The following is a 19,388-nucleotide window of genomic DNA, read 5'->3' as shown; positions in this document are numbered from 1 at the left end:
GAAGTTAATTTAAAGCTAATTTAAGTTATTTTTTTGCAATAGGATAAAGCTATTACATTAAAAATCTTATTGATTAAAATAATTTTGTTAATGTACCATACGTCTAGAAATTTAAATTATTGAAATTTTCTAGGTTCTGTGAACATTTATAATTGATTTTTAGTGAAAATTAATGAGATTTTTAAAGGAATAGCTACCTATTTTAAAAAAATATTATAAATTTGTTGCAACAAACAAATAACCAAAATCAAATCTTTTTGGAAATGTTCGTAGAGCCTACACAAGATCTAAATAAGAAACTTACTAGGTTTCTTTAATTTAAGTGCTATGTGAAAAATTTTAAAACAGTATATTTTATTTTACTGCAAGTTATAAGCATTTTATTGAAATAGGTATCTATTCCAATAAAAACTTTATTGTTTAAAATATAAATAATTTGAATTTTATATACAGAATCTAGGTTCTGCATACTTTTGATTAATGATTATTAATTAGGAGATATTTTTAAGCGAAAATTAATACGATTTTTGAGAGGAGAGTTTATTACTATTTCAAAAAAATCTTATGATTTACAGCTAAAAAGAGCCATAATTATGATTATTCTATTATAAAGTGCATAGGATCTAATCACTGTAATACGGGCAGTAATTTTATCAGTCAGGAGATTATATGGTTTCATTAAGGGATAATATAGAAGCACAACCCTTGTCACATAATAGAAGAATAAGAAAAAATTTCGGTCACATAAATTTAGTAGCAGATATACCGAATTTGATTGAAATTCAAAAAAATTCATATGAGAAAAACTTTCTACAGTTAAATATTAAAGATTCTGAAAGAAAAAACAAAGGTTTACAATCTATATTAAACTCAATTTTTCCTATTTCAGATTCCTCCAATATTGCTAATTTAGAATTTGTAAAATATGAATTCGATACTCCAAAATATGATGTAGAAGAGTGCAGTCAAAGAAGTTTAAGTTATGCTGCTCCTCTTAAAGTTACTTTAAGATTAAGTATTTGGGATATAGATGAGGATACCGGTACTAGAGAAATTAAAGGGATTAAAGAGCAAGAAGTATATATGGGTGATATCCCATTAATGACTAAAAACGGTACTTTTATTATCAACGGTACGGAAAGAGTAGTTGTATCACAAATGCATCGCTCACCTGGTGTATTCTTTTATCATGATGAAGGAAAAGTCCACTCTTCCGGCAAGCTTTTATATTCTGCTCGTGTTATTCCATATAGAGGGTCTTGGCTTGATTTAGAATTCGACGCTAAGGATGTTATTTATTTCAGGATTGATAGAAAAAGAAAGCTTTATACTACTACTTTGCTTAGAGCTATAGGTATGAGTACTGAAGAAATTATAAAATTTTATTATAATTCAGTAACTTATAAGCTTGTTAAAAATAAAGGTTGGGCGGTTAAATTTATACCTCAGCATATTACTGCTCATCGTTTAACAAGTGATTTAGTAGATGCAGATACCGGAAATATTCTACTGAAAGCAGGACAAAAAATTACTCCGCGTTTGGCTAAAAAATATTTGGGGGAAGGACTTAATAATATTTTAGTAGCTCATGAAACTTTAATCGGCAAATATCTATCCGAAGATTTAAGAGATCCTGCAAGCGATGAAGTATTAGCAAAAATCGGTGAAATGATTACTGCTGATATGCTAAATGTTATTAATGATCTTAAAATTAAAAATGTTAACGTATTAGTAATCAATCCTCAATCCGGTCCATATATAAGGAACACCTTATTTGCTGATAAAAATCAGGATCGTGAGGCAGCATTATGTGATATTTTCAGAGTTCTAAGACCAGGCGAACCTGCTAATATTGAAGCGGCTGAAAGCCTGTTTTATAGTTTATTCTTTGATACGGAAAGATATGATCTTTCAGAAGTCGGGCGAATAAAAATGAATTCTAGGTTAGAGCTGAATATTTCTGAAGAAGTTACGGTTTTAACAATTGATGATATTAAAAATATCGTAAGAGTTTTAGTAGAGCTTAAAGACGGTAAAGGTATCATAGACGATATTGATCATTTAGGTAATAGAAGGGTTAGATCGGTAGGTGAATTGATAGAAAATCAATTTAGAATAGGTTTAGTCCGAATGGAAAAATCTGTAATTGAAAGGATGTCGGCAGGTGATGTTGATACCGTAATGCCTCATGATTTAGTAAATTCTAAAATTTTAGTTTCAGTAGTAAAAGAATTTTTTAGTACCTCCCAATTATCCCAATTTATGGATCAAACAAATCCATTATCGGAAATAACTCATAAAAGAAGGCTGTCGGCACTCGGTCCCGGAGGTCTTAGTCGAGATCGAGCAGGTTTTGAGGTGCGTGACGTACATCCGACTCATTACGGTCGTATTTGTCCTATTGAAACACCTGAAGGTCAGAATATCGGGTTAATTAACTCTATAGCTACTTATGCTAGAATAAATAAACACGGTTTTATAGAGAGTCCGTATAGAAGAGTTAAAGATGGATGTGTAACCGATGAAGTGGTATATCTTTCTGCTATTGAAGAAGGTAAATACAAAATCGGACAAGCAAATTCTAAAATTAATAAAGACGGAAAGCTGCAAGGAGAGTTTATTAATTGCCGTGTTGAAGGCGGTAATTTTGTAATGGTAGAACCGTATGAGGTAGACTTCATTGATGTTACTCCTATGCAGGTAGTATCGGTTGCGGCTTCTCTTATACCTTTCTTAGAAAACGATGATGCTAACCGTGCTTTGATGGGTTCAAACATGCAAAGACAAGCCGTTCCTTTAATTAAAACGGATGCACCTTTTGTAGGTACCGGAGTTGAAGGGGTAGTAGCTAAAGATTCCGGAGCGTCAGTGCTTGCATTACATGACGGTATTGTTGAGCAGGTAGATTCAAATAGAATCGTGATTAGAACTCTAGAACAAAAAGTTGACGGTTCTCCTTCGGTTGATATTTATAACTTACTAAAATTCCAAAAATCCAATCATAATACTTGTATAAATCAAAAGCCTTTAGTTAAGGTCGGTCATTACGTTAAGAAAAACGATATTATAGCTGACGGTCCTAGTACGGATAACGGTGAAATTGCTTTAGGTCGAAACGTGCTTGTGGCTTTCTTACCTTGGAACGGTTATAATTTTGAAGATTCCATTTTAATATCCGAACGTATAGTAAAAGAGGATGTATTTACATCTATTCATATTGAAGAGTTTGAAGTAATAGCTAGAGATACACGCCTTGGTCCTGAAGAAATTACCCGTGATATACCGAATGTAAGTGAAGAAGCGTTGCGTCATCTTGATGAGGTTGGAATAATTTATATAGGTGCAGAAGTAAAAGCCGGTGATATTTTAGTTGGAAAAGTAACACCAAAAAGTGAATCGCCTATTACTCCTGAAGAGAAGCTACTACGTGCTATTTTCGGGGAAAAAGCTTTTGACGTAAAAGATTCATCGCTGCATGTACCTTCCGGAGTGAGCGGAACTGTAGTAGAAGTAAGGGTATTTTCTCGTAGAGGTGTAGAAAAAGACCAGCGAGCTATTGCTATTGAAAAACAACAAATTGAAAAATTCACAAAAGACAGAGACGATGAATTAGAAATTATTGAGCATTTTGTGTTTAGTTGGCTTGAAAAGCTTTTAGTAGGGCAGGTGATTATTAACGGTCCTAAGCAAGTAAAAGTAGGACAAACTATTACTACTGAAATGCTAAAAGGCTTATCTAAAGGGCAATTTTGGCAGATTACCGTGGAAGATGCAAATGTAATGAATGAAATAGAGCAGATAAAGATTCATTATGATGAGAAAAAAGAGGCTCTTGATAAAAGATTTGCTACTAAGGTAGAGAAATTGCAAAGTGGTGATGATTTACCTCAGGGAGCTTTAAAAGTAGTAAAAGTATTTATTGCAACTAAGCATAAATTACAACCCGGGGATAAAATGGCAGGAAGACACGGAAATAAAGGTGTTATTTCACGTATCGTACCTGAAGAAGATATGCCGTTTTTAGAAGATGGAACTGTGGTAGATATCGTTCTTAACCCTCTAGGTCTTCCGTCCCGTATGAATATAGGACAGATTTTAGAAACGCATCTTGGATGGGCATCAATAAATTTAGCAAAAAAAATAGCTACTTTAGTAAAGGAATATAAAAATAAACATATAGGTATTGAGCAGATTAAGAAATTCTTAATTGAACTGTATGGAGAAAATATTAATTCTATACTTGAAAGACCGGAAGAAGAGATTATCTCTTTTTGTAAGAAAGTAAGTAAAGGCGTACATTTTGCAACTCCTGTATTTGACGGAGCAAAAGTTCAGGACGTTAAAGATATGCTAAAGCTTGCCGGTCAAGACCCTTCAGGACAAGTGAAATTAATTGACGGTAGAACCGGTGAATATTTTGACCGTCTAGTAACCGTCGGACAGAAATATTTGCTGAAATTGCATCATTTAGTCGATAATAAAATTCATTCCCGTTCTATAGGACCTTATAGCTTAGTAACGCAGCAACCGCTTGGAGGTAAGTCTCATTTCGGCGGACAGCGTTTCGGAGAAATGGAATGCTGGGCATTACAAGCTTATGGTGCAGCTTATACGTTACAGGAAATGTTAACGGTTAAGTCGGATGACGTAAACGGTAGGATCAAAACTTATGATTCTATAGTACGCGGTGAAAATAATTTTGAATCAGGCATTCCTGAATCATTTAATGTTATGATAAAAGAATTTAGATCTTTATGTCTTAACGTAAAGCTTGAAGTAACTTCAAGTTAAGAAAGACAGGTCATTTAAACAGATAAAAAACAAGTTTTTTATCTGTTTTACTAGATTTCCGCTTTTGCGGGAATGACATATAGGGTGCAATAAGAACTCTGGGTAGACGAAGGTCAATTTCAAAAGGAGCTAGGAGTTCACAAGGCGAGGAGCGGAGCGTATACTTAATACGTGAGCACCGCAGAACTTGTAGAACGACAACGCCAATTTTTGAAATTCACCGAGTATATACGAGTAATTTTTAAGGAAAAGTATTTATGAGCGTAGTAAATTTTTACGGACAATTAAGTAATACTCAACAATTTGATCAGATAAGGATTAATATAGCAAGTCCCGATCAGGTACGTTCGTGGTCTTTCGGTGAAGTAACAAAACCTGAAACAATTAACTATCGAACTTTTAAACCTGAAAAAGATGGTTTATTTTGTGCAAGAATTTTTGGTCCGGTAAAAGATTATGAATGTCTCTGCGGTAAATATAAGCGGATGAAAAACCGTGGCATTACGTGTGAGAAATGCGGCGTTGAAGTTACGGTTTCTAGAGTAAGACGTGAAAGAATGGGGCATATTGAACTTGCAGCTCCCGTTGCTCATATTTGGTTTTTAAAGTCGCTACCTTCAAGAATTAGTACACTTCTTGATATGACAATGCGAGATGTAGAAAAGATTCTTTATTTTGAAAATTATGTAGTAGTTGACCCAGGGCTATCGATTTTACAAAAAGGCGAACTCTTAACAGAGGAAGAATTACAGAAAGCAAAAGATAAGTACGGTGAAGATGCATTTACTGCCTCTATAGGTGCAGAAGTAATACAACAAATGCTTAAAGAGCTTGATTTTTCAAAGTTAAAGCAAGAGTTATACGAGGAATTACACACCACTTCTTCAGAAGTCAAAAAGAAAAAATTAGTAAAGCGTTTAAAATTAGTAGAGAATTTTTTAGAGTCGGAAAATAAGCCGGAATGGATGATTATGGATGTTTTACCGGTTATTCCTCCTGAAATTAGACCACTTGTTATGCTTGACGGCGGAAGATTTGCTACTTCAGACTTAAATGAACTGTATAGAAGAGTAATTAATAGAAATAATCGTTTAAAGAAATTAATAGAGTCAAAAGCTCCTGATATAATAGTCAGAAACGAAAAAAGAATGTTACAAGAAGCGGTGGATGCGTTATTTGATAACGGTCGTCGCGGTAGAGCAGCGAAAAATGCTAATAAGCGTCCATTTAAGTCATTAAGTGATATGCTTAAAGGTAAGCAGGGGCGTTTCCGTCAGAACTTGCTAGGTAAGAGGGTTGATTACTCAGGACGTTCGGTTATCGTGGTAGGACCTGAGCTTAAACTTCACCAGTGCGGTTTACCTAAAAAAATGGCTCTGGAGTTATTTAAGCCGTTTATTTATTCTAAGCTTGAGTTGTATGGCATCGCTACAACTATTAAAGCCGCTAAAAGAATGGTGGAAGCTGAAAAATCCGAAGTGTGGGACGTGCTTGAAGAGGTAATTAGAGAGCATCCGGTTTTACTGAATAGGGCTCCGACGTTACATAGGCTTGGTATTCAAGCATTTGAACCGCTATTAATTGAAGGTAAAGCGATCCAGCTTCATCCGCTTGTGTGTGCTGCGTTCAATGCGGATTTTGATGGTGATCAGATGGCAGTACATATCCCGTTATCGATTGAAGCACAGCTTGAAGCTAGGGTATTTATGATGTCTACAAATAATATCTTAAGCCCCGCAAACGGTCGTCCTATCATTGTACCGGATAAAGATATAGTGCTTGGTTTATATTATCTAACCCTTGCATTTGATAATGAAGTAGGCGCAGGGATGATGTTCTCAGATTTAGCTGAGATGGAACATGCTTTATATAATAAATTTATAACTATTCATACAAAGATAAAATATCGCAGAAATCAGTTAAATGCCGAAGGTAAAATGGTCCCTGTTATCATTGATACTACTTACGGTAGGTTAATGGTCGGTGAGTTATTGCCTTCTAACCCTAATATAGAATTCAAGTTTATTAATAAACAACTAACTAAAAAAGACATATCATTAGTTATAGATTTAGTTTATCGTCACTGCGGTCAAAAAGCTACGGTAATTTTTGCCGATCAGCTAATGAAACTAGGTTTTAAATATGCTTGTTCTTCAGGTATTTCTTTTGGAATGGACGATATGGTAGTACCGGAATCTAAGAGTACTCATATCAACGAAACTCAGCTTGAAATAAAAGAATTTGAACAACAATATTCAAACGGTTTAATTACTTACGGAGAGAAATATAATAAAGTAGTCGATGCTTGGTCAAGATGTACCGATAGAGTAGCAAACGACATGATGAAAGAGATTGCTACGCCGCCGGTTAATGATGCTCCAAATCATCAGAAAATAAATGCTATATATATGATGGCTATTTCCGGAGCAAGAGGTTCTTTCCAGCAAATTAAGCAGCTAGGCGGTATGCGAGGTTTAATGACCAAATCAAACGGTCAAATTATACAAACTCCTATTATCTCTAACTTTAAGGAAGGATTAACTGAATTTGAGTGTTTTAATTCTGCTAACGGAATGCGTAAAGGGCAAATAGATACGGCTTTAAAAACGGCAAGCTCAGGTTACTTAACAAGAAAATTAGTAGATGTTGCACAAGATTGTATTATTACTGAAAAAGATTGTGGCACTGATAAAGGAATTGAAGTTAAGAGTGTTATTGAAGGTGGAGAAGTGATAGTACCTTTAGCTGAAAAGATTTTAGGTCGTACTGCTGCTATTGATATATTTCATCCGGTAACTAATGATCTAATTCTCAATAAAGGCGAGCTTATTAATGAAGCAAAGTTAGAGCAGATTGAGTCGGCAGGACTCGACAGAATTATGATAAAATCCGTATTAACCTGTGAAAGTACTACCGGTATATGTAGCATATGTTACGGTAGGGATCTTGCTACCGGTACATTAGTATCGGAGGGTGAAGCAATCGGGGTTATTGCTGCTCAATCTATCGGTGAACCGGGTACGCAGCTTACAATGCGAACTTTCCATATCGGAGGAGCGGCAACAAAAGGTGCTGAGGTTTCTTCCGTAGACGCTTCCTATGATGCAAAAGTGAAAATTATAAGTCGTAACGTTGTGGTTAATTCTGAAGAACGCAAAATTGTTATGAGCCGAAATTGTGAATTATTATTGCTTGATAATAACGGTCATGAAAAGGCTCGTCATAAAATTCCATACGGTGCTAGATTACTTGTTGATGACGGTGATATGGTGATTAAAACTCAAAAGCTAGCAGAATGGGATCCTTATACTATACCGATTATCACGGAGAAGTCAGGTAAAGTTTTATTCAAAGATATGGTTGAGGGTATTTCTATTCGTGACGTAACTGACGAAGCTACCGGAATACCGAGTAAAGTTATTATTGAATCAAAGCAATATTCACGCGGTGCAGAATTACGTCCGCGTATACAGCTTTTAGATGCTAAAGGTGAAGTTATCACCTTATCAAACGGTTTAGAAGCTAGATATTACTTGCCGGTTGGAGCAGTTTTAAGCGTAGAAGACGGAGTACAAATATCGGTAGGTGATATCATTGCACGTATACCGAAAGAATCAACCACTACTAAAGATATTACCGGTGGTTTACCAAGAGTTGCCGAGCTTGTAGAAGCAAGACGCCCTAAAGATCATGCAGTTATTGCCGAAATTGACGGTAGAGTAGAATTCGGTAAAGACTATAAATCTAAAAGACGTATTATTATACATCCGATTGATGAAACAATGTCTATTGAGTATATGGTACCAAAAGGCAAGCATGTTGTAGTTAACGAAGGTGACTTTGTTAAAAAAGGTGATTTATTGATTGACGGTAATCCGGTACTTCAAGATATTTTAAAAGTAATGGGCGTAGAGGTTCTTGCAAATTATATTGTTAATGAGGTTCAAGCTGTTTATCGTCTACAAGGTGTAAAGATTGATGATAAGCACATAGAAGTTATTATCCGTCAGATGTTACAAAAAGTAGAGGTTACGGATTCAGGCGGAACTACGTTATTAGCAGGTGAAAAAATAGATAGACATGAATTTGATGAGATAAATGAAAAAGCTATGAAAAATGGTTTAAAACCTGCTGAAGCACAATTAATATTACAAGGTATTACTAAAGCTTCTCTGCAAACTAGATCGTTTATCTCCGCGGCATCATTCCAAGAGACTACTAGAGTTTTAACTGAAGCAGCTATTGCTGGTAAAGTAGATAAGTTGCGAGGACTAAAAGAAAACGTGATAGTTGGACGATTAGTACCTGCTGGAACCGGTTACTTTATGGATAAAATGCGTAAAGCAGCCGTAAAGCTTGATGAAGAGAATGTATAAATATACTAAGATAGAACTTGAAAAATTGGCTGTGTCGTCTTTGTAAGTCGTAGGATGCTGAACGTTTAATATACGCTCCGCTCCTCGACTTACAGACCCTTTGCTCTTTTCCAAGTTGATCTTCGTATGTACCGGATAGTATATAAAAAACCCGTCATTGCGAGCCAACATTTAGCTGGCGTGGCAATCTCATGAAATAATAACAAATTCCCCTGAGCTGGCTTTGTCAATTACTTTGTAATGTCCTTGCAATGACGAGGGGGTATCCACGCAACAATGCCTTCCTAGCTAGAAGCGGGAATCCAGAAAAATAACCTTACTACGCATTATTGATAAAAAAAAGCCTATAAAAAACTTGGTTTTTTATAGGCTTTTTCTTATTTCCCACTTACAGAAATGACGTTTTAATAACAAGCAATCGGTGCTGTTAAATACTCGTAGGTTTGACCAGATACTGGTTGTTCAAAGATAGTATTATTGTTATCATAATTATAATTACCGTATAATTGTAATCTTGCTAAAGAATCGTCATATTGGAAGTGTTCAAGTGTGTCTTGATTTTTAGATATCTGAATTTCTGCTAAACAATGTTCAACATAAGTTTTCAGTACTTCTTGACGAATTGCATCATGTAAAGCTTTTAACATGAGTAAGTTTACTAATGGGTTAATACTATTATTTGCATTAGTAGTAATCGTAGCTTCTTCGTGTTTTTGATCAATAGACATCTCTCCAAACTGCACTTCTAGAGGTAATTTAGACGTCGATCCGGTATTCGCATCCTCACGTATGTCTATATACGCTGCGGTGCTGCGTTCCGTATCTCTTTTAAATTCCTCTCTATAAGCTGATTTAGAAAGATGTCTAACAGGCAATTCAGAAATTAAAGACTCTTCATTGCTTACTTCTACCTTCTCTGTTTCAAGATTTGCTGATGCAGCATTGACTTTTGCTTCAAAATTTATCTCTGGGAAAAGTGCTGTCACATCCGTTATTTCAAGTTTTCCTCCTTTTTTACCTACTTCATAAGCTTTAGCAATAATGTGTTTATAAATAACGTCAATTAATGCTCGTTTTGTTTGTATTTCATCAGAATAGTGAATTCCTCCTTCATTCCAAAACTTTACTATTCTAGACAAAGCAGGAATATATTTACTGGCCTTTGCTAAAAATTTTTGTATAAATGTAGGTTCAATAATAGGGGTTAATGTAGGATTTTCTTCATATTGTCTCAATACATACTCGACAATTTTAGGTATATTTTGATCTGGTTCTACGTCGTCAGGTAAGCCGTGTAATATTTTTTTGGCTGTTGCTTGACCTATCTTCTCACGCAAAGCATTAACCCCGATCCATGTCCATGACGGATTAGCCGTAAAACAAAGCTTTGTTACATAAAATGCTAGCGATATAGGTAGAGATAATAACTTTAAATAGTTAAGGCAAGTATATCGTATTGGATGAGGAGTGAGACTATAAATCTTACCCATATTTTGGTTTAACTCACATGATGTTTTAATCATTGTATACTTCTGCTTAATTAAATAAGAAGTGATGTCATATACTGGCATATTATTTTTACTTAAATTTAACTAATTCGTCAGTAAGATATAAAAAATGTTAACATTTGTCAAATGCTATTTAATGAGATTTTGTTTTAAATCAATTAAAATACTTGCAAAGTTTTATCAAGATAAATAGAATGATCCATCAAAAATAATATAAGGAGTAAATATGCTTAACATAAATTTTGTGAATGAAGAAGCATCTACTAATCAAGGTCTAGTAGTTTTTATTGATGAACAGTTGAAGCTTGATAGTAATTTAATAGGACTTGATCAACAACATCATGGATTAATTTCTAAAACTATTCAGAATAAACTGCAATTTACCGGTAAATATGGACAGATCAAGGTTATTCCGTCCGTCATTAAATCAGGTGAGGTTAGATATTTGATAATAGCAGGTCTTGGGAATGAAGAAAAATTAACTGAAGCAAAAATTGAAGAGTTAGGAGGCAAAATCTTACAGCATGCAACCGGTTGTAAAATTTCTACTATTGGCTTAAAACTGACAAATAGAATTAGCAGGTTTACATCTCAAACATTTGCATCTTTAGTTGCTAGTGGTGCGTTTCTTGCTTCTTACAGATTTGATAAATATAGAACTACCTTAAAAGAAGCAGAGAAGTTCGCAGTAGAGTCAATTGAAATTTGTACTGATAATAGCACTGAAACGGCAAAATTATTTGAAATCAAAAAATTAATTGCTGAAGCAGTATTTTTTACAAGAGATATAAGTAATGAACCGTCAAATATTAAAACTCCTCAAGTTTATGCCGAAAGAATAGTTGATAGACTTGAACCGCTAGGGGTAGATGTTGATGTTATCGGTGAACGTGAGATGAAAAACCTTGGTATGGGAGCATTACTCGGTGTGGGGCAAGGTTCACAAAACGAGTCAAAGTTAGTGGTGATGGAATATAAAGGTGGCAGTAAAGATGCTCCGACTATTGCTTTGGTCGGTAAAGGAGTGATTTTTGATACAGGCGGTATTTCATTAAAACCGTCAAGTGATATGCACTTAATGCGATACGATATGGGAGGTTCTGCAGCAGTTGTGGGTACCATCATTGCGGTTGCCGGTCAAAAATTACCTATAAATATAGTCGGTGTTGTAGGGCTTGTCGAAAATATGCCGTCCGGTAATGCACAGCGTCCAGGGGATGTAGTAACTACCATGTCAGGACAAACTGCCGAAGTTTTAAATACCGATGCAGAAGGGCGTTTAGTACTTGCTGATGCTGTTTGGTATGCACAAGAAAAATTTAAGCCTAAATGCGTGATTGACGTTGCAACTCTAACAGGAGCAATAACCATAGCACTTGGTAATACATATGCTGGTTGTTTTTCCAATAATGATGAGTTAGCTGATAAGTTAATAAAAGTAGGGGAAGAAGTTAATGAAAAACTTTGGAGAATGCCGCTGCATGATGAGTATGATGCAATGATTAACTCCGACATAGCCGATATGGCAAATATCGGGAACGTACCGAGAGCTGCCGGAAGCTGCATAGCTGCACATTTCATTAAACGTTTCATTAAAGATGGAGTAGATTGGGCTCATTTAGATATAGCAGGCGTTGCAAATAGTAATAAAGCTTCAGCACTTGGTCCTAAGGGGGCAGTAGGATACGGCGTGAGATTACTAGAGAAATTTATCAAAGAATATACTTAAATGCTATTCTTGTGTTGCATTTCCTGCATGGATACCGAGTCGTCATTGCGAGCAGCCTTAGGCTGCGTGGCAATCTCGTCAAATATCCTGAGATTGCTTCGTCAATTACTTACGTCATTTTCTTGCAATGACGGAACAAACTATCCACATGTGTAATACTGAGCTAAGAATGACATTAAACTTCGTCTATTTACTATTCGTTTATTCTGAATATAATTATGAACACAATAAATAAACCTTATATATTTGTTATAGGTAATGAGAAAGGCGGAGCAGGTAAAACTACCTGTTCTATGCATCTAATAATCGCTCTGCTTTATCAAAATTATTCGGTAGTAAGTATAGATACCGATTCACGTCAAAGTTCGTTAACGAATTATTTAAAAAATCGAGATTTATATAATAAACACAATCCTGATAAACCTGTATTAGTACCGAAACATTTTCATATATCGGAAAGCAAAGTAGAAGAGCAAGCAAAGAGTTTTGAGCCGATACTCAAAAATAATCAGGATGTCGATTATATAGTGATTGATACCCCAGGCAGTCATACTCCTTTATCAAGGGTTGTTCATTCTTACGCCGATACAATTATTACACCGATTAATGATAGCTTTCTAGATTTAGACGTAATAGCAAAAGTCGATAGCAAGGATGAAATTATTAGCCCATCAATATATAGTCAAATGATTTGGGAGCAGAAAATGGAACGTGCTAGTCGTGATAGAATTAGTATAGATTGGGTAATACTTCGTAATCGTTTAAGTAATCTTGATGCATTAAATAAAAGACGCGTAGGAAATGTATTAGCTAAACTTGCTAAAAGAATTAACTTTAAACTCGCAGAAGGATTTAGTGAACGTGTAATATATAGGGAGTTATTTTTACAAGGTCTAACATTACTTGATCTAAAAACTGCAAAATATGATAGAGCATTTAATAGCTCACATGTGCTTGCACGTCAAGAATTACGAAATTTTTTAGACTTTCTAGGTATTAAGGCTGCGTTCAAAGGTTAATTTCTATTAAAGTTTTTCTTGTATAAAAAAATATATATAATGTAAATTAATATGCTTTAACTTTATAAGAGAAGAGAAACAAATGCCAAATATTGCTGAAAATATTTCAAAACTACCGGAAGAACAAGAAAAAGTTAATAAGCTTGTTGATCAATATAAAAATTTAACTCCGGAAGAACAAAAAATTGTTGATAGAAAACTTAAGTCACATTTTACAAAAGAAGAGCTAGAACAAGATGAGCTTAAATCAAGAATGAATAGGATACGTAGTAATTTGTCTAAGCAAGACCAAGAAAAACTACAAGTAGGTAATAATTCTATAGGTGAAATAGCAAAAGATGTATTATCTTTAGTTAAAGGAATAATAAATCTAGTCGAAAATGTTGCAGAGATAATTAAAAATCCTAAGAAAGCAATATATGAATGGATTAAAGGTGAGTTAAATCAAGTAAAACCTCAACAACAAAATTATCAGCAACGCCCATCAAAGCCAAAAGCTGCTGCAATATCAAGATAAAACTTTGGCAAGATAAATTTTTAGTTTTTATTTGCGAAAATTTGTGATTTTATATATATAATGGGGAAATCGTATAATAAAAAAATAAAAATGCATAAATACAGAACTCATAATTGTAACAAATTACAAATATCCGATGTAGGAACAGAAGTTAAGCTGTCCGGTTGGGTACATAGAAGAAGAGATCACGGGAATCTAGTTTTTATAGATTTACGTGATCATTACGGTATAACTCAAATCGTGTTTACCGATCAAAACCCTCAGCTTATGGAGGATGCAAGTCGTTTGCGCTATGAGTCGGTAATTACGGTAAGGGGTACAGTTGTAGCAAGATCAGAGGACACGATTAATAATACGCTTCCGACAGGTCATGTTGAAGTGCTAGCTGTGGAATTTAGTGTTGAGTCAGCTGCGGACACTCTACCTTTTGTTATTAATACTGAAAAAGACGCTCCCGAAGAGTCTAGGCTTAAACATCGCTTTTTAGATCTTAGACGTGAGAAATTACATAATAATATAATACTCCGCTCACAAATTATTTCTCATATTCGTCATTTGATGACGGCAAACGGTTTTACCGAATTTCAAACTCCGATTTTAACAGCAAGCTCACCTGAGGGGGCTAGGGATTTTTTAGTACCTAGTAGAATGCATCCGGGTAAGTTTTATGCATTACCGCAAGCACCTCAGCAATTCAAGCAGTTATTGATGGTATCAGGCTTTGATCGTTATTTCCAAATTGCTCCTTGTTTTCGGGATGAAGATGCAAGAGCCGATAGATCACCCGGCGAGTTTTATCAGCTAGATGTAGAAATGTCGTTTGTTACACAGGAAGACGTATTTAGTACTATTGAGCCTGTGATGTATGATTTATTCACTAAATTCACGGATAAGAAAGTATCAGAGACTCCTTTCGTTTGTATTCCATATAATGAATCTATGCTAAAATACGGCTCTGATAAGCCTGATTTGCGTAACCCTATTATAATTGCCGATGTAACTGAGATATTTAGAGATTCCGATTTTACAATCTTTAGAGAGAATATTAAAAAAGGTAGCATAGTTCGTGCAATTCCTGCACCTAAGGCAGCTGCACTGCCTCGTAGTTTCTTCGATAAAATGATAGAGTTTGCGATATCAGAAGGAGCAGGTGGACTTGGCTATATTCAGTTTAGTGAAACCGGTGAAGCAAAGGGACCGGTAGTAAAATTCTTAAGCCCGCAGCAATTAGAGAGTCTAAAAGCTACAGCTAGTATTAGTAACGGTGATGCTGTATTTTTCGCTAGCGATAAGAAAGAGAAAGCTGCTAAACTTGCCGGTAAGGTTAGAATAAGACTTGGTGAAGAGCTTGATTTACTTGAAAAAGATTGTTTTAAATTCTGCTGGATTACCGATTTTCCATTCTATGAGTTAAATGAAGAAACAGGAAAAATTGATTTTAGCCATAATCCGTTTTCTATGCCGCAGGGCGGAATAGATGCTTTAGAGCAAGCTAAAACCACTAAAGAGTTATTAGAACTTACCGCATACCAATATGATATTGTTTGTAACGGTATTGAACTGTCCAGCGGTGCTATTAGAAACCATAAGCCGGAAATTATGTATAAAGCATTTTCCATAGCAGGTTATAGTGAAGAGGAAGTTGATAAGAGATTTGGAGGGATGATTAGAGCATTTAAGTTTGGAGCTCCACCACATGGTGGCATAGCCCCCGGTATTGACCGAATCGTTATGCTGCTTGCGGAAGCAACAAATATAAGGGAAATAATTGCGTTTCCTTTAAACCAACAGGCTGAAGATTTACTAATGAACGCCCCAAGCTATGTAGAGGATAAAGCTCTAAAAGAGCTAAGCATTATGCTCTCACCGTCTGCTAGAAAAAATGCAGAAAAAGAATAAGCATTTATAGTTATTGTATGTTATTATGTCATATCGCAACTTGGCCTATAGTATGTCATTTCTAGCTAAAAGCGGAAATCCAGTACTTTTCGCTGTCATACCATGGATTGACCACGGTATCGAGAAAAAAATTTAAAAAAGACCAGATCCTGCGATCAAGTTGCAGGATGAGATTAATAGTTACTGGAGTTCCGCTTTTAGCTAGAAATGACATTAGGGCTATGCAACGTCTCTGTGACTGCTCGCAATGACGTTTAAGGCATACACTCAACAATGCTTATCTTTGTTGATGTCTTTCCTTCCTAGCTTGTAATTGAGAGAATGCGATTTCTTTTACCGTTTCTACTCTTTTTGTTTGGAGTCTTTCTTGCTTCTTCTGTTGTAGAACATTACCAATTTTTATACTTTCTGCTATAAGTTTTTCTGTATTATGAATTTTATTTAAATTCTCAGGAGAAATTTGTTTCATAAAATAATTTGAGATACTAGGTAAACCTCTCTTTTCACAAAAAATTCCTACCTTGTAATATATAGTATCTTTAGAATTTAACTTGAAAGATTTAGCATTTAATAAGTTGGTCGTGTTTTCGATGTTATCCTGATATTTTAAATTTTTCTTTATATCCTTAATATCTTGCTCGGTAAGATAATTTTCTTTTTTTAGCACTTTCATTATATTGTCGTAGAATTTTGCTACTGCTTTATCGGTTACGTTTTTAGTTGTTGCCTGCTTTGTAAAATCAACAATTAGTGATGCCAATTTTTCGCCTGTAGATTTGTCTTGTATACGCATTGATTTTGCAGGATCAGAAATTTGTACTTCTACTTTATCTGTCTTAACCTCAACTGCTTTTTCTTTCCATTTTCCGTCCAAATCTTTGCTCCATTGTTGTTCCTTGATTGTTTCTTTTTTCAAGCCTATAGAAATTTTAATTTGGTAATTATTTTCATATGCCCACTCTTTAGCATCTTTACCTTCAATTTTAATGTTATTATCTATTGCATATAGTACCGGGTCTTTTACAGCTGAATTAGCGAAAGCCTCTAACCAACCACCATTTTTAAATTCAGGTGAAACATTACTGAATTTTGTTACTATCTCAGCTCCTTTGGCCACTTCTTGCATATTAACAAGATTTTCTTTTATACTGCTTTTATAGTGTTTTCTCAAATCATCAAAATTTTGAATATTAGTGGATAACATAATATTTTTTGGATCAAACCCAGCTTTTTTTAATTCATCAATTTTTTGATCAACTATTGCTTCCATCTGTTTCTCATCAAATTGACTTATCATTTGATTTAATGATTCGCTATATTTATCGATACTAAATGAGAAATTACCTGCTTTAATAGCAGCACTGTAGCCAACACCAGGATGTGTAAACATTTCAGCTGTTGATTGAATCATACTGCTAAAATTCTTATGAAATACTAAAAAAGAGCGACCATGATCAATTTTGGTTATTGTTTTACCATCCTGTACCATGAAATTACCAGCATGATAATCTACTTCCCCCAGCATATGACAAGCAGCTATGGCTTTTTCAAATCCTTCCAACTTTTTTAAATTTTGGTCATTAGCTCTGACTCTAGTTTCACCTGATAAACCGGAAAATTCTGTTAGTGTTACAGCATTATCAAAAAATTTAGAACGTACATAAAGTGAATCAGGGTGTTTTTCATCCGCTGTTACCAGCCCTTCTTTTGGTGCGCGATCATATAATAAAAATTGATACATGGTAGAGCCTATTAATTCTTGTACTCCGTCTCTTCGGTCAGCCATAGCCTGTCTTTGTGCATGATTACCTTGTATTTTTTGGCATGCAGCATGAGTTTTATAAAAATGTTTTAAAATAAAAGTATTACCTGCGTTATCGTGAGCAACATAACCGGCCGAGACGCCTGCTGCCTTTTTTCCTTTCTCCTCAAACTCAGCTTGCTGTGCCACCCTCTTATCACGTAGCATAGCATCAATTACTTTTTTAGGGTCATTAGGATTTCTTATTTCTTCAAGTTTTCTGTAATCTGCGTTATATCGGCTATCATCTAATCCAACCTGTCGTTCAATTGCCTCTATCATAACTAAGTGCTCTAAAAGAGGTGCATCGATTATTTCCCTTAATTCCTTGTTTTTATCTCCTGGAAACGAGTTTTTTATTATTGTTGTCACTTTAGCTAAATCCTTAGTGTTTAAATCGGCTAGGGCCATATAGCTAATATATAGGCTTTTAGCAGTAGGAGATTGGTCATTAGAAAGGTCAATAACAGATTCGGCAATACCTTTGCAGGTTCTAGATATTTTGGCATTCAATTCTGTATCGTTAGTTTTCAGGGCTTTAAAAAGTTGCTCTTGTAATAATAATTCTTGTTGAGTTTTCTCTTGAGACATAAAAATAACCTGCTTAATATTAAATAGTGAAAAAGTGTTGTTGCGTGGGTCAAAATCCTCATCATTGTGAGGAAACCACGCAGCAATTGACGAAGCAATCCAGTAAACATTTTGATTTACAGAATTTTTTTATTATTTTTTCTGGATTGCCGAGTGCGCTGCGACCATTTGCAATGATGATTCGATATCCACGCAACAACGCCACGTGGGAATGACATTGAATAAGTTTTCGAAGCCGTACAACAAAGCCCCCACTTTTGCAGGGATATGACATCGAGGTCTTTTTAAAAACTATTCAGTACTATAGATTTAATCGTGATATAACAATGAAAAAACCGAAGCAATGAAATAAAATCATGACTTTGCAAGAATGATACCAATTAATCTCTTCTATTGCCTAAAAATCTCATTAAATATAGGAAAAGATTTATAAAATCTAAATATAAAGTAAAGGCTGCCATAATAGAAAGCTTTTGTCCTACTGCATCGTTTCCTGCCATGTAATACATAGACTTAATTTTTTGAGTATCCCAAGCAATTAATCCCATAAATATTACTATTCCAATAAGAGAAGTAGCAAAATAAAGAGCCGAGCTTTTTAGAAACAAGTTGACTAATGAAGCAATGATAAGACCTATAAGACCCATTGCAAAAAATGAACCCATAGATGTTAAATCTCTACTTGTACTATAACCGTATAAACTCATTGCTCCAAAAACGGAAGAGCAAATAAAGAAAGTACGAGCTATTGATGCACCGGTATAAATAAGAGCTAAATATGCAAGCGACATACCGGTTAAACCGGCATAAACCCAAAGTAATATTTGTGCCGTTTGCAGGTTCATTTGTCCGAAGCCCATAAAGAAATATAAAGCAATACCGAGCGGAGCAAACATTATAATAGTACCGAAACCTGTTTGAAACATTAAATTATAAATAGGTTCAACTGATATAGTCGTTACGGCTGCTACACCGGTTAGTAAAAGTGCTAAAGCCATATAATTATATACTTTAAGCATGTATTTTCTTAAGCCTTCATCAAAAGTTTTATTTTTTGAGGCGGCAGTTAAAGTTTTTGTATAATCGATCATAAGTAACCTTAGGATTATGTTATTTACATAATAAAATATAGCCTCTTAAAGGTATTTTTTCAAGCT

9 protein-coding genes are annotated in these 19,388 nt (G+C 34.8%); 6 read left to right on the top strand and 3 right to left on the bottom strand.

The annotated features are described in order from the left end of the window. The first annotated feature begins 669 nt into the window (after positions 1-669). Both rpoB and rpoC read left to right on the top strand, forming a co-directional pair. Positions 670-4,791: a DNA-directed RNA polymerase subunit beta gene (gene rpoB / locus TENJIKU01_RS05160; protein WP_064429449.1), complete on the top strand. Its 4,122-nt coding sequence runs from the start codon at positions 670-672 to the stop codon at positions 4,789-4,791. Between the two features lie 257 nt (positions 4,792-5,048). Then, positions 5,049-9,167, top strand: a complete 4,119-nt coding sequence (gene rpoC / locus TENJIKU01_RS05155) for a DNA-directed RNA polymerase subunit beta' (RefSeq protein ID WP_064429448.1) — start codon at positions 5,049-5,051, stop codon at positions 9,165-9,167. Positions 9,168-9,571: 404 nt separating this feature from the next. On the opposite strand, the gene TENJIKU01_RS05150 is transcribed toward rpoC, so the two are convergent. Continuing rightward, positions 9,572-10,738 carry a palindromic element RPE1 domain-containing protein gene (locus TENJIKU01_RS05150; protein WP_064429447.1) on the bottom strand — a complete coding sequence of 389 codons (1,167 nt, stop codon included), beginning with the start codon at positions 10,736-10,738 and terminating at the stop codon, positions 9,572-9,574. A gap of 163 nt (positions 10,739-10,901) precedes the next feature. Between TENJIKU01_RS05150 and TENJIKU01_RS05145 the strand changes: the two genes are divergently transcribed. From TENJIKU01_RS05145 to aspS, 4 genes are all read left to right on the top strand, one after another. Then, the gene (locus TENJIKU01_RS05145) at positions 10,902-12,404 is read left to right on the top strand and encodes a leucyl aminopeptidase (RefSeq protein ID WP_064429446.1); all 1,503 of its coding nucleotides are present in this window, start codon (positions 10,902-10,904) and stop codon (positions 12,402-12,404) included. A 218-nt stretch (positions 12,405-12,622) separates the two neighbouring features. Then, positions 12,623-13,423, top strand: coding sequence for a division plane positioning ATPase MipZ (locus tag TENJIKU01_RS05140; RefSeq protein ID WP_004996620.1), 801 nt, complete (start codon positions 12,623-12,625; stop codon positions 13,421-13,423). 82 nt (positions 13,424-13,505) lie between these two features. Continuing rightward, positions 13,506-13,940, top strand: coding sequence for a hypothetical protein (locus tag TENJIKU01_RS05135; protein ID WP_064429445.1), 435 nt, complete (start codon positions 13,506-13,508; stop codon positions 13,938-13,940). A gap of 90 nt (positions 13,941-14,030) precedes the next feature. Further along, complete coding sequence (aspS, locus tag TENJIKU01_RS05130) at positions 14,031-15,839, top strand: aspartate--tRNA ligase (RefSeq protein ID WP_064429456.1); 1,809 nt, start codon at positions 14,031-14,033, stop codon at positions 15,837-15,839. A gap of 277 nt (positions 15,840-16,116) precedes the next feature. On the opposite strand, the gene TENJIKU01_RS05125 is transcribed toward aspS, so the two are convergent. Beyond that, complete coding sequence (locus tag TENJIKU01_RS05125) at positions 16,117-18,231, bottom strand: hypothetical protein (RefSeq protein ID WP_064429444.1); 2,115 nt, start codon at positions 18,229-18,231, stop codon at positions 16,117-16,119. Between the two features lie 380 nt (positions 18,232-18,611). Beyond that, entirely contained in the window at positions 18,612-19,322 is a 711-nt protein-coding gene (locus TENJIKU01_RS05120; protein WP_064429443.1) for a Bax inhibitor-1/YccA family protein, read from the bottom strand. Positions 19,323-19,388 lie beyond the last annotated feature (66 nt).

It is taken from the genome of Rickettsia sp. Tenjiku01, from assembly GCF_001653015.1.
In the GTDB taxonomy this organism is placed as follows: Bacteria; Pseudomonadota; Alphaproteobacteria; order Rickettsiales; family Rickettsiaceae; genus Rickettsia; species Rickettsia rickettsii.
Note: the sequence above shows the minus strand (reverse complement) of the source record. Positions and strands in the feature narration are given on the sequence as shown.

Excerpts from the sequence above, each read along its gene's own strand:
- rpoB (WP_064429449.1), top strand. The coding sequence starts at position 670 with ATGGTTTCATTAAGGGATAATATAGAAGCACAACCCTTGTCACATAAT.
- rpoC (WP_064429448.1), top strand. The coding sequence starts at position 5,049 with ATGAGCGTAGTAAATTTTTACGGACAATTAAGTAATACTCAACAATTT.
- TENJIKU01_RS05150 (WP_064429447.1), bottom strand. The coding sequence starts at position 10,738 with ATGCCAGTATATGACATCACTTCTTATTTAATTAAGCAGAAGTATACA.
- TENJIKU01_RS05145 (WP_064429446.1), top strand. The coding sequence starts at position 10,902 with ATGCTTAACATAAATTTTGTGAATGAAGAAGCATCTACTAATCAAGGT.
- TENJIKU01_RS05140 (WP_004996620.1), top strand. The coding sequence starts at position 12,623 with ATGAACACAATAAATAAACCTTATATATTTGTTATAGGTAATGAGAAA.
- TENJIKU01_RS05135 (WP_064429445.1), top strand. The coding sequence starts at position 13,506 with ATGCCAAATATTGCTGAAAATATTTCAAAACTACCGGAAGAACAAGAA.
- aspS (WP_064429456.1), top strand. The coding sequence starts at position 14,031 with ATGCATAAATACAGAACTCATAATTGTAACAAATTACAAATATCCGAT.
- TENJIKU01_RS05125 (WP_064429444.1), bottom strand. The coding sequence starts at position 18,231 with ATGTCTCAAGAGAAAACTCAACAAGAATTATTATTACAAGAGCAACTT.
- TENJIKU01_RS05120 (WP_064429443.1), bottom strand. The coding sequence starts at position 19,322 with ATGATCGATTATACAAAAACTTTAACTGCCGCCTCAAAAAATAAAACT.